The organism is Dorea sp., assembly GCF_977044405.1.
On sequence record NZ_CDRRQK010000005.1, the window covers coordinates 89,397 to 102,159 of the forward strand.

Below are 12,763 nucleotides of genomic sequence, written 5' to 3' on the forward strand. Positions count from 1 at the left end.
TTGAGGTGAGAGATATTGGATAAATATGAATATAGGGCGAAAACCGAGCAGATGTTGAGACATCTGGAGAAAAAGCAGTACAAAGATGCAATGGAAATTGCTGACAGTATAGACTGGCGGAGGGTAAAGAACGCATCTATGCTGAATACTGTAAGTGAAATTTATGAATATAACGGAGAGTTCCAGAAGGGAAGAGAAGTATTACTTCAGGCTTTTGACAGGGCACCTGCAAGCCGGAAGGTCGTATACCGTCTGGGAACACTGGCATTGAAGATCAATGATGTAAAAGAAGCAACGGCATGTTATGAAGAATTCATAAGCATGGCGCCAAAGGATCCGAACCAGTATATTTTAAGATATAAGATTCTGAGAACGCAGGGAGCACCGGTCTCAGAACAGATCGCAGCTTTGGAAGAATTTAAGAAAGCAGAATATATTGAAAAATGGGCGTATGAGTTAGCAAAGCTGTATGACGAAGCTGAAATGACAGCAGAATGTCTGGAAGAATGTGACGATCTGATCCTTTGGTTCAGTGAGGGTAAATACGTATATCTTGCAATGGAACTGAAAATGAAATACAAACCGCTGACACCGCTTCAGCAGGAGAAGTATGACAGCCGTCCGGGAGCAGTTAAGAAACGTCCGGCAGCAGTGACAGAACCTCCAAAGTCAACACTGGAAGAGGTGGATGATGATAATGAGGTTGAAGAAGAGGAAGAAGTAGTACAGGAAGTTCAGCCGGAAGTAGTGGAGACGCAAGAGACTCCGGAAGCAGAAGTTGTAGAAACTGAAGCTGTGGAAGCTGAGACTGTCAGTCCGGTACAGGAAGCAGAGATTGTGGAAGAAAAGCCGGTTGCAGCACCTGTAGCAGAAGAGAAAACACCTGTTGCAGCGAAGGCAGCAGCATCCGTTGCAAAGAGCATTAATATAGAAGAAAAGGCCATGAAGAAAAAGGAAGATGACATCCTTGCAGCAGGTCAGATGATGATTGATGATATCCTGATGAAGTGGGAAGCAAAGCAGAAGGTGAATGAAGAAGCCATTGCAAAGCAGAAAGCGGAAGATGAGGAACGTCTGCAGAAAGAAAGAGAGCAGGCAAGAATCAAACAGGAAGAAGAAAGAAAAGCAGCTGAAGAGGCAGCGAAGAAAGCCGCTGAGGAAGAGGCAGCAAGAAAAGCGGCCGAGGAAGCAGCGAAAAAGGCAGCCGAAGAAGAGGCGGCAAGAAAAGCAGCTGAGGAAGCAGCAAAGAAGGCAGCCGAAGAAGAGGCAGCAAGAAAAGCAGCTGAGGAAGCAGAAAAGAAAGCAGCTGAAGAAGAGGCGGCAAGAAAGGCAGCTGAGGAAGCAGCAAAGAAGGCAGCCGAAGAAGAGGCAGCAAGAAAAGCGACCGAAGAAGAAGCAGCAAAGAAGGTAGCTGAAGAAGTTGCTAAGATAGCAGAACAGAATCAGGAAGCAACTGGAAAGACACAGCGTATCCCGGATGATATTGTCCGCCTGATGGAACAGATGGGAAGTGAAAATGAGGAATCGGAAGAAGATTTCTTCGAAGATGATTTTGAAGAGATGACCGATATGGAAGCAGATTTCATTGATGGAATCGAAGAAGAACTTGCCGATATGGATCAGAATACTGGAAATTTTCCAGTGGGGGAGCTGAAAGAGGATACTGGAGAGGATGATTTCGACGAGGCGGATTTTGAAGAAGCCGAGTTTGATGAAGAAGACTTTGAAGAAGCGGATTTTGAAGAAGCTGACTTTGAAGAGGCTGATTTCCAGGAAGCCGGGGAAGCAGACTCCCAGGAAGAAAGTTTCCAGGAAACAGATGAAGCAGATTCCCCGGAAGCAAAAGAAGTTGATTTTGAAGAAAGTGAACTCGAAGAAGCTGAGTTTGGTGAAGAAGACTTCGAAGAAGCAGATTTTGACGAGGCAGATTTTGACGAAGCCGAGTTTGATGAAGAAGACTTCGAAGAAGCAGATTTTGACGAGGCCGACTTCGAAGAGACAGCTGAGGAGATAGAGCTTGAGACTGAAGAAGCTCCTGAGATGGAAGCTGACTTTGAAGAAGCTGAAGTTCCGGAAGTAGAAGCTGATGTCACTGAAGTTGAAACTCCGGAAGTAGACGAAGCTGATTTTGAAGAAGATTTCCAGGATGTAGATGACGCAGAGACAGATTTCGAAGATGGTTTTGAAGCCGGTGATTTTGAAGAAGTAACTGCTGATGAGAATGACTTCGAAGAAGATTTTGAAGAAGAAGACTTTGACGAGGCAGATTTTGATGAGGCCGACTTCGAAGAAGACAGCATTGAAGAAGAGCCTGAAGAAGAGGAAGAACTTGTAATCGAAGAGCCATCCGAAGAAGAGATTCAGGAAAGAATCAGAAAGTCAAAGGGAATGGGAGTTCCGTTTGATACAGGATTTGTTGTAACAGGAAGATATGACTTAAGTGCTACAAGTGAGATTGGTCTGAAAGCCGGACTTACAGAAGAGCAGAAGAAGTTATTCTCATATTTCGTTCCGGTAAGAGGAATGAGTGAACAGATCGTAGAGGTTCTGGACAATGACAGAAGAGCCCAGAGAGAGGGAACTTCAAAGACCGGTAACCTTCTGGTAATTGGTAGAAAAGGATCTGGAAAGACGGTTCTTGCAGTGGATATCGTAAAAGCGATCCAGAAACAGAGAAATCTGAAACAAGGAAAAGTAGCAATCGTTACAGGCGAGTCGCTGAATAAGAAAGAGCTTACTAATATCATTCAGAAACTTCGTGGTGGAGCAATCATCATTGAAGGAGCTGGCAAGCTGAATTCAAGAACTGTAAAAGAACTGAACTACCTGATGGAGAAGAAGACAGGCGAGCTGCTCTTCGTTCTGGAAGATCAGAGAAAACCACTGGAGCGTCTGATGACAGCTAATCCGGACTTCAAGAAGAAATTCAGTTCAAGACTGGAGCTTCCGGTATTCATCAATGATGAGCTGGTAACATTCGGTCAGACATATGCGAAGGAAAATGGATACAAGCTGGATGAGATGGGAATCCTTGCACTGTACAGCCGTATCGATGTTATGCAGAGAGAAGACCATGCAGTATCTGTTGCAGAAGTAAAAGAAATCATGGATGCAGCAATTTCTCATTCCCAGAGAGCGAATGTAAAACACCTTGCAAGACGTGTATTTGGTAAGGGAACAGATTCTTCCGACAGAATTATTTTGAAAGAAGAAGATTTTAGATTTTAAGTCGAATTTTGATAGGGTTTTGGCAAACTAAAATGCCAAAACCCTTTCTTTTTGTTATTTACTAAAGTATAATAAGTTTATAAAATGCGACAGAAATGCGAGGGGTAATTATGGCTGAAAAAAAGAAGAAACCATATGAAATAGGCGAGCTGGATCAATACCTTCTGGGACAGGGCAATCATTACGAAGTGTATAAAAAGCTTGGTGCGCACCTGGTACAGAACGGAAGAAGAAAAGGTGCATATTTTGCGGTGTGGGCACCACATGCAAAGTCAGTATCTGTAGTCGGTGAGTTTAATGACTGGGATACAGAAGCAAACCCGATGACAAGGGAAGAACCACTTGGAATCCATACCTGCTTTGTTCCGGGAGCAAAGAAGCTGGATATGTATAAATACTGTATCGAGACTTACAGTGGAGAGCAGATCTTTAAAGCAGATCCATATGCGAATTATGCGGAATTAAGACCGGGCACGGCATCCAGAATTACTGACATCGAGAATCTGAAATGGACAGATGCGGACTGGATGGAAAAGAGAAAGACATGGGATCATCATCATGAGCCGATGTCCGTGTATGAAGTACATATCGGATCATGGATGCGCCATCCGGGAAGAGATGATGAAGGATTCTATACATACCGGGAATTTGCCAGAGCCATTACAAAATATGTGAAGAAGATGGGTTATACACACGTAGAGCTGATGGGAATTGCGGAGCATCCGTTTGACGGATCCTGGGGATATCAGGTGACAGGGTATTATGCACCGACATCCAGATATGGAACACCGGAAGATTTTGCATGGATGATCAATTACCTGCATAAGAATAAGATTGGAGTAATCCTTGACTGGGTACCGGCACATTTTCCAAAGGATGCACATGGACTGGCTGATTTTGACGGAACACCGACTTATGAGTATGCCGACCCAAGACTTGGAGAGCACCCGGACTGGGGTACCAAAGTATTTGACTTTGGAAAGAATGAAGTGCGGAATTTCCTGATCTCGAATGCATTGTTCTGGGTTGAGAAGTTCCACGTAGACGGACTTCGTGTGGATGCGGTTGCATCGATGCTGTATCTGGACTATGGCCGGAAAGACGGTGAATGGGTTGCAAATAAATATGGCGAGAATAAGAACCTGGAGGCAATCGATTTCTTCAAGCATCTGAATTCGGTGGTGCTTGGACGTAATCCGGGAGCGCTTATGATTGCGGAAGAGTCTACTGCATGGCCGAAGGTTACGGGTGATGTGGAAGATGACGGACTGGGATTCAGTTTGAAGTGGAACATGGGATGGATGCATGACTTTACAGAATATATGAAGCTGGATCCATATTTCCGTAAGGATAATCATCATCTGATGACATTTGCCATGAGCTACGCGTACAGTGAGAATTATATCCTGGTACTGTCGCATGATGAGGTGGTACATCTGAAGTGCTCGATGATCAATAAGATGCCGGGGCTTGGATTTGATAAATATGCGAACTTAAAGGCAGCTTATGCATTTATGATGGGACACGCAGGAAAGAAACTGCTTTTCATGGGTCAGGAATTCGCACAGCTTCGTGAGTGGAGTGAGGAAAGAGAACTTGACTGGTTCCTGCTTGGAGAGCCGGAGCATGTACAGATGCAGACGTGGGTGAAAGACCTGTTACATATGTATAAGAGACATAAGGCTCTGTATGAGATGGATCAGAGCTGGGAAGGATTCGAATGGATCAATGCGGATGATGCATACAGAAGTATCTATAGCTTTATGAGACACTCCAAAGATTCCAAGCGTAATCTGTTGTTTGTATGCAACTTTACTCCTATGGAGAGAGAGGATTACAGAGTTGGCGTACCGAGAAAGAAACAGTACAAACTGATCCTGAACAGTGACGATGAGAAATACGGCGGAACGGGTGAGACACGTCCGAAGACGTATAAAGCAGAAGCGAAAGAATGCGATGGAAGACCATATTCATTTGCATATAAACTGCCGCCTTATGGGGTTGCGGTATTTGAATTTTAAAATATAAAAAAGACTACAGGCATGATAAAAATTTCCTTTAGTGATGAGTGGGAAAAGAATGTTGTGCCGGTAGTCTTTTTTTGTGTTTTGAATCGCCGTGCGTTCGAAAGGAGCTGCCATTTGTCAAAGAATCTGTAAGGTGGTGTCAGCGGCAGGTTCGGTAGGTGACAGCTCATGTAGATGATCCATAGATAAACATAAAGAACTGCCAGTCAATGGCAGTCCTTTATGAATCATTATGCGTTCAGAAGAAGCACTAATTTGCAGTAGTACTGTCAGTGTTCTCAGACGAATTGCTATCTGTGTTTGAAGAACCGGATGTGCTGTTATCTTCGGATGTACTCTGGTCGGAACCTGAGGATTCGGAAGATGCATCATTCTGATCCTGGTATGTTTCAGATGTAGTATCTTCTGTAGCAGAAGCATCTCCGTTCAGAGTCTGGTCTTCTGTATTTGCAGTATCGGAAGATTCTGTTGTATCGGAAGCGTTGGAATCTTCTGTATCTGCATCATCGTTTTTTGAATTGCTGTCAGCATTTTCTGTTGAATCATCTTTGGAGCTTCCTCCGAAGAGATCCTGGAAGAACTTCTTAATCTTTCCAAAGAAACCTGTATCGTCACTGTTGTCGCTGCTGTCAGAAGCGCTACTATCTGAGCTGTTGTCTGAACTGTTATCAGAATCCAGTGTGCTGTTAGAAACTACATTATCTCCGAGTGCACTGTCGTCTGTGTCGTTGATGATACCGCCGTCGGAAGAATCACTTCCGCCAAAGACACCCTTGATGGAATTCCAGAGGTTTGAGAAGAATCCGCCGCTCTTACCATCAATGTTATCCAGTGTGGATTTTAATGCTTTGACATCATAGTCATACTGGGAGATGCTTTCCATCAGCTGTGTGATCTTTGCGAGCTGTTCGTCTGTAAGTGTGACGTTATTATTCTTTGCTGCGTCTTCGACTGCATTCTGGATGTCGTCGGAATCTGTTAATTTGTCTTTGATGACGCTCTGCTTTGCATCGTTCATGACGTCAGTTGCTTTTTCCTGACCGACAGAGTCTGCAAGGTCACTGGTTGTAACCAGTTCCTGGTTGGCAGTTTCTTTCTGGTCTTCGCTTAACTTGGTTCCGCTGGCTTTTTCGTATGCCATCATGATACCTGTAAGTGCTCCGGTACCGGATACTTCGATTGGTGAAGCGGCAACAACATTACAGTTCTCAACACCAGATGTCAGAAGTGTACTGGAAATCATGGAACTTGTTACATAGGTCAGATTGGATACTTTAACCTGGATACCTCCGCTTGTCGTAGGTTCTACATAAGAACAGCTGTAGGTGCGGGTTCCGATCTGCGAATCCGGTGCAACGCCTTCGAGATATTTTCGTTCATCCGCATTGGTAACTTCGATGTTCTCTACCTTATCGGAAGAAGTTCCGAAATATTCGTACATGGACTGCTTCTGTGAATCTGACAGGTTCGCTCCGATCGTTACAACTTTGGAAGTGTCTGCCTTTACGACCAGTGGTGCTGCAGTAGAACCAAGTACGACTGCCATAGCAACTGGTAATGCTCTTTTTAAATTTTTCATAATGCGTGGTGTGTACACCATGCCCCCTTTTTTGAATATTGTGGTTACTGTAGGAACAGTAACGGTCTGTGTTATTTGGCACGAAAGGAAGTGATATGATTTCCCAGACATGCCGGTTACCGTTTTAATATATCATAAATAAAGATATTTTCAAGGAAATATAAATTAACTATTTCTAAAGATTTTCTGTAGGTGGTGTCCGCAGGAAGAAATTTTCTGAACTGAAAATTCTGTATGACATATCATGTATTCAGAATGAGCTGTAAAAGCCGCTTTTCAAATGCATCCGCAGGAATGACACCCTGCATAGCCGCGACGACTTCCTGATCCCGGAATATGAGAAATGCCGGGATCAGGTCGATCTGGTATTGAACGGCGAGAAGCTCGGATTCGGAAGTATCTACTTCAAAGAAGCGTATCATTGGAGCATTGGGATATTTGCGGAGGTATCTGGCTTCCAGATCTTCTATGACAGGGCGCATCATGGCACATTTTCCGCACCAGATGGCATAGAACATAACAACAGCAGGAGCAGGGCTTTTCTGAAGTTCGGATTTAAAACTTTGTGTTGTCAGATGTAACATAAGCTCCAGTCCTTTCGGGATTCATAAAATATGCTCTCTATTAATATATGATAGAAAACGTAAAACAGTTCCCAAGTATATACCGGATGAGAAATTAAAATCCCCGTCTTCTATATTATATAAAAGACGGGGATGAGGATGCCGGAATGAAATTACCGGCGCTTTGCGATCAGCTTGCAGATCGGATTGCCCATAGAAGAAAATTTTGCTTCGTATTCTGTCATAATATTACCCTGATTCATCGTACTATCATTATGAAGATCATATGACAGCTGATCTAAGGCGAAAAGTTCGGAAGTTTCCAGTTCTTCCACGGAGAAGTCAAAAAGCGGACGGTTGTCTGTCTTGAACTCTACGGTTCCGTCTGCGGTAAGTACTTTGTCATAGAGCTTGAAGAATTCCTGGGATGTCAGTCTTCTTCTTGCGTGACGTGCCTTTGGCCATGGATCTGAGAAGTTCAGGTAGATGCGGGATACTTCTGCCGGATCGAATACAGCCGGAAGGTCGTGTGCATCCATACAGATGAAGCGGATGTTCTCCGGAGCTCCTTCTTCTGTGGCTTCGAGTTCCTGATATTTTTCAACGGCACGTAATAAGACGCTTGAGTATCTTTCGATACCGATGTAGTTAATCTGTGGGTTGCGTGTGGCAAGTGTCAGTAAGAACTGTCCCTTTCCCATTCCGATCTCAATGTGCAGTGGCTGGTCATTTCCAAACTCCTGATTCCAGCTTCCGTGTAAGTCCTGTGGATTCTTAACAACTTCTTTGCAGGCTTCCAGGACGCCTTCTGCACGTGGTATATTTCTAAGACGCATATATAGGTTCCTCCTTGTAATCATTGGATTAGAGTGTATTTTCAACATTTGCAAATCTTTTTTAGTTTAGCGTCTGTTCATGAAAAAGTCAATGGAAGTAAAAATTGTCAGAAGAATTCGGAATTAGATGAGAAAATAATACAATTTAAACAAAATATAACTGGAAAATTATGAAAATAGGTGTATTATTATAACATAAATAAAAAAGTAACAAAGAATCACTGTTAAATATGTGAAAAAGGAGGTGCTTTATGAACTCTGTAATGGAAAAATTAGCTGAAGTAGAAGAGACGGCAGAGGCAATTGTAGAGCATGCCAGACTGCAAAAAGGAGAAATTGAAAGAAGAATACAGGATGAACGAGATCAGTTCGATAAAGAACTGGAAGAAGAGACGACGAGGAAGATTAATAAGATCCGGGCAGAATCGGAAGAATCTGTAGAGAAGGTTCTGGACCGGGAGAGAAAGAAGAACCAGTCGGCGATCGGGAATCTGAAGAAAGAGTATGAGGAAAATCATGAAGCTTATGCGGAAGAGATCCTGAGACATATGATCGAGGTGTAGCGTATGGGAAATGTGATGGCTTACAGTGGAATCACGACTAAGGTACGTGCGATGTCGGCAAAGCTTCTGACGGAGAAAGATTTTGATACGATAGCGGGGATCCGCAGTGTCCCGGAAGCGATAGAATATCTGAAAGGCAAAGGTTCTTATGCACCGTATGTGAATAAGATGGACATTTCCCTGTATCACAGGGGCAATGTGGAGAAGATATTATACCAGTCGCTGTTCGATGACTATTCCAGAATCTTCCGGTTCGCCGGAATGGAGCAGAAGACATTTCTGAAATTATACTGGAAACGGTATGAGGTGGATCTGATCAATTACTGCTTAAGGATCGTATTCAATCATTATGATAAACCATTTGACCTGGAATATAAGAAAGAGTTTTTCGACAGATATTCACAGATATCCATAGACCGGTTGATAACTTCTAAAAATATCGATGAGCTTGTGGATAACTTAAAAGATACCGAATATTATGATGCGCTTGGAAGAATCCGGGATTCCGGGGCGGGGACACTTTTTGATTATGATCTGGCGCTTGATGTATATTACTTTTCTACGATGTGGAAGAAAAGCAAAAGAATTCTAAAAGGAAGAGAGCAGAAGATTTTTTTAAAGGACTATGGAACGAAGATTGACCTTTTGAATCTTCAGTGGATTTACAGGGCAAAGAAGTATTATCATATGCTGCCGCCGGATATCTACTCGATGACGATACCGATCCACTACCGGATCAGTCTGGAGGAATTTAAGACGCTGGTGGAGACGCCGACACTGGAGCAGTTTGAAGCCGAAGTGGAAAAAACGTACTATGCAAGAAAATATAATTATATGCAGACCGATAAGACATTGGAACAGATGTATAAAGATTGTCTGCGGAAGTTATATCTGACAGATAAGAGAAATGATCCATATTCGATTGCGATCATTAATACGTATCTGTTCTTAAAAGAAGAAGAAATCAATAAACTAACGACAGCCCTTGAGTGTATCCGTTACGGTTTGACGAAGGGAGAGACATTAGGATACTTAGGAGGTGTGAATCAATGATTGTTAAGATGAAGTTCTTAAGCATCAGCGGACCGAAAAATGACATCGACCGTGTCTGCGAGGTGTATCTGTCAAAATATGAGATGCAGCTTGAAAATGCGGCGGCAGAGCTTAAGACAACGGATAACCTGCAGCCGTTTGTGGAGGTGAATCCTTACAAAGAGCCGCTGGCGAAGGCGGAGCAGTTTGCCGCTCTTTTATCGGATGAGAACCAAAGAATCGACGTGTCGCTGAGTCAGGAAGAGATGCTGGATCTGATCCGTGATGTGAACCACGATTATCTGGAACTTCTGGAGAAGAAGGAACTGACGAAGAAGCAGGTAGAGGAATACCAGGAGAAGCTTTTGCTTCTGGAACCGTTCAGGACACTGGATCTGGATATGCAAAAGGCTATGAAATACAGATATATGAAAGTACGGTTCGGGCGTGTAGATGTGAATTATTACAAACGTCTGGAGAAGTACCTGTTCGATGATCTGAATGCGGTATTCATTGAAGGCATCAGAAATGAAAATTATGTATATGGATGTTATTTTGTATCGAATGCAGATTCCAGTAAAGTAGATTCCGTATTCAATTCCCTGCATTTTGAAAGAATCACGATTCCGACAGAATATATCGGAACGCCGGAACAGGCATGTGAGGAACTGGAAAAAAGCATTGATGACAAACAAAAAGAGATTGAAGAGATCGATCAGCAGATCTCAGGTCTGATGGAAGGCAATGCAGCGAAGCTGCGGGGCGCAAGAAAACGTTTGGAAGAGCTGGCGACTAACTTTGACGTCCGTAAACTGGCAGCGAGAATTGAAGAAGGAGATAATAAAGAAGATTATTATATCCTGTGCGGCTGGATGGGCGAAGATGATGTGAATCAGTTCCTGGCGGAATCAAAGAATGATGATAAGGTATTCGTTGTTGTAGAAGAAGATAAAGAAAAATTCTTCGGTGAACCGCCGACGAAGCTTAAAAATCCAAAGTTCTTTAAGCCATTTGAGATGTTCATAAGAATGTATGGCTTACCGGCCAATGATGAGATGGATCCGACGATGTTCGTGGCGCTGACGTATACATTTATCTTTGGTGCGATGTTCGGGGATGTCGGCCAGGGACTGTGTCTGTTCGTATTTGGCGGACTGTTGTATCTGACAAAGAAGATCAATCTGGCAGGAATTATCTCGATCGCGGGATTGTTCTCGACATTTTTTGGATTCATGTTCGGAAGTATATTTGGATTTGAAGATATCATACAGGCACACTGGCTAAGGCCGGTGGATGCGATGACGAATCTGCCGTTTATCGGACAGCTGAATACGGTGTTCGTGGTTGCGATTGCATTTGGTATGGGACTGAATATCCTGGTTATGATCTTTAACGTGATCAATTCGGTCAAGAGTCATGATCTGGAAAATATGTTATTTTCCCATAATGGTATCGCAGGACTGGTGTTCTATGGATTCCTGGTGCTGACGATCGTATTGTACATGACGGGACATAAGGTTCCTGGCAATATCCTGATGGTGATCTTCCTTGGAGTTCCGGTGATTCTTTTTGTATTCAAAGAGCCTCTGGGAAAGCTGGTGACAAAGCAGCATAAGAAGATGGAAGAAGGAAAGGTTATGTTCTTTGTGCAGGCGTTCTTCGAATTATTCGAGACGATGCTGAGTTACTTTTCGAATACCATTTCTTATGTGCGAATCGGTGCATTTGCCGTCAGCCACGCAGCGATGATGGAGGTTGTGCTGATGTTATCCGGTGCGAGTGCCGGTCATACGAACTGGATCGTGTTTGTGCTTGGAAATGTTCTGGTGTGCGGACTGGAAGGTCTGGTTGTCGGAATCCAGGTACTGCGTCTGGAATATTATGAGATGTTCAGCAGATTCTATAAAGGTACCGGACGGGAGTTTAAGCCATTTCATAGTCAGAGTGATGAAAAGTAAAAGAACGGTTGAAAGGATTTTGTAATTCGAAGAATTTCAGAATCTGGATGAAGGAAAATGAACTGGCAATTCAGAGAACTTCACGATTAAGGGAAAAGGTAATAAGACAGAATTTAAAGATATGTTTACAGGAGGACGAAGGTATGAGCCTGACAGTTAGATTATTATTTGTTGCAACGTTGTTACTTAGTATTGTAATTCCATTTGGATATTTTCTGATCGGACAGAGGACGAAGAAACGTTATAAGAGAGCCATTGGTACGAATGTATTTTTCTTCTTCAGTACGGTTCTGATCGCGGGTATTATGCTCTTTGCAGGTGATCCGGTACAGGCGGCAGAGGCGGCCGGAAATACGGCGTCGAATGCAACTGGATTCGGATACCTGGCAGCAGCACTTTCAACCGGTCTTTCCTGCGTCGGCGGTGGTATCGCCGTTGCAAGTGCAGCAAGTGCGGCTCTTGGAGCAATCAGCGAAGATTCCAGTGCGCTTGGTAAGTCACTGATCTTTGTAGGTCTTGCAGAAGGTGTGTGTCTGTACGGACTGATCATCTCCTTCATGATCTTAGGTAAATTGTAAGATGAAGATGTATCTGATCAGTGATAATGTCGATACTCTGACAGGAATGCGTCTGGCAGGTGTGGATGGAATCGTAGTGCATGAGCGCGGTGAGCTGCGTAGTGCGATCGAGCATGCCATGGAAGATAAGGAAGTTGGTGTGATTCTGCTGACGGAAAAATTCGGCAGGGAATTTCCAGACCTGATCGACGAGATTAAACTGGAGCGGACGATGCCGCTTCTGATTGAAATTCCTGACAGACACGGGACCGGACGTAAGAAGGACTTTATCACGTCGTATGTAAATGAAGCGATAGGGCTGAAACTATAAAAATGTAGAAAAAAGTAGTGATAAAGCTGCAAAGGTGAAAATAAAAAAGCAGCGGGAAAATGAAGATCACAGGACTAGGAAGAAGGTGG

At 43.5% G+C, this 12,763-nt stretch carries 10 protein-coding genes; 7 read left to right on the top strand and 3 right to left on the bottom strand.

Going from position 1 to position 12,763, the window contains the following annotated elements; all coding sequences use genetic code 11:
• The first annotated feature begins 51 nt into the window (after nucleotides 1-51).
• Together ACWJAF_RS03885 and glgB are read left to right on the top strand one after the other, a co-directional pair.
• Entirely contained in the window at nucleotides 52-3,228 is a 3,177-nt protein-coding gene (locus ACWJAF_RS03885; RefSeq protein ID WP_448862396.1) for a pentapeptide repeat-containing protein, read from the top strand.
• Nucleotides 3,229-3,338: 110 nt separating this feature from the next.
• Nucleotides 3,339-5,249: a 1,4-alpha-glucan branching protein GlgB gene (gene glgB / locus ACWJAF_RS03890; protein ID WP_448862341.1), complete on the top strand. Its 1,911-nt coding sequence runs from the start codon at nucleotides 3,339-3,341 to the stop codon at nucleotides 5,247-5,249.
• A 256-nt stretch (nucleotides 5,250-5,505) separates the two neighbouring features.
• Here glgB and ACWJAF_RS03895 read toward each other — a convergent pair whose 3' ends face one another.
• The 3 genes from ACWJAF_RS03895 to trmB all read right to left on the bottom strand — a co-directional run bounded on the left by ACWJAF_RS03895 (nucleotide 5,506) and on the right by trmB (nucleotide 8,233).
• Complete coding sequence (locus ACWJAF_RS03895) at nucleotides 5,506-6,834, bottom strand: DUF1002 domain-containing protein (RefSeq protein WP_448862343.1); 1,329 nt, start codon at nucleotides 6,832-6,834, stop codon at nucleotides 5,506-5,508.
• 242 nt (nucleotides 6,835-7,076) lie between these two features.
• Nucleotides 7,077-7,418 carry a thioredoxin family protein gene (locus ACWJAF_RS03900; protein WP_296030328.1) on the bottom strand — a complete coding sequence of 114 codons (342 nt, stop codon included), beginning with the start codon at nucleotides 7,416-7,418 and terminating at the stop codon, nucleotides 7,077-7,079.
• Nucleotides 7,419-7,570: 152 nt separating this feature from the next.
• Entirely contained in the window at nucleotides 7,571-8,233 is a 663-nt protein-coding gene (gene trmB / locus ACWJAF_RS03905; RefSeq protein WP_296091870.1) for a tRNA (guanosine(46)-N7)-methyltransferase TrmB, read from the bottom strand.
• 251 nt (nucleotides 8,234-8,484) lie between these two features.
• Here trmB and ACWJAF_RS03910 point away from each other — a divergent pair, with 251 nt between their 5' ends.
• The 5 genes from ACWJAF_RS03910 to ACWJAF_RS03930 all read left to right on the top strand — a co-directional run bounded on the left by ACWJAF_RS03910 (nucleotide 8,485) and on the right by ACWJAF_RS03930 (nucleotide 12,674).
• Complete coding sequence (locus ACWJAF_RS03910; RefSeq protein WP_448862346.1) at nucleotides 8,485-8,796, top strand: hypothetical protein; 312 nt, start codon at nucleotides 8,485-8,487, stop codon at nucleotides 8,794-8,796.
• Between the two features lie 3 nt (nucleotides 8,797-8,799).
• Complete coding sequence (locus ACWJAF_RS03915; protein ID WP_448862348.1) at nucleotides 8,800-9,849, top strand: V0D/AC39 family V-type ATPase subunit; 1,050 nt, start codon at nucleotides 8,800-8,802, stop codon at nucleotides 9,847-9,849.
• Nucleotides 9,846-11,786: a V-type ATP synthase subunit I gene (locus ACWJAF_RS03920; RefSeq protein WP_448862350.1), complete on the top strand. Its 1,941-nt coding sequence runs from the start codon at nucleotides 9,846-9,848 to the stop codon at nucleotides 11,784-11,786. The genes ACWJAF_RS03915 and ACWJAF_RS03920 overlap by 4 nt, the downstream gene beginning before the upstream one ends.
• A 143-nt stretch (nucleotides 11,787-11,929) precedes the next feature.
• Nucleotides 11,930-12,364 (top strand): ATP synthase subunit C, encoded by a 435-nt coding sequence (locus ACWJAF_RS03925; RefSeq protein ID WP_296030317.1) that lies wholly within the window; start codon nucleotides 11,930-11,932, stop codon nucleotides 12,362-12,364.
• Nucleotide 12,365: 1 nt separating this feature from the next.
• On the top strand, nucleotides 12,366-12,674 hold the full coding sequence (locus tag ACWJAF_RS03930) for a V-type ATP synthase subunit F (protein WP_296030316.1): 309 nt from the start codon (nucleotides 12,366-12,368) through the stop codon (nucleotides 12,672-12,674).
• The last annotated feature ends 89 nt before the right edge of the window (nucleotides 12,675-12,763 follow it).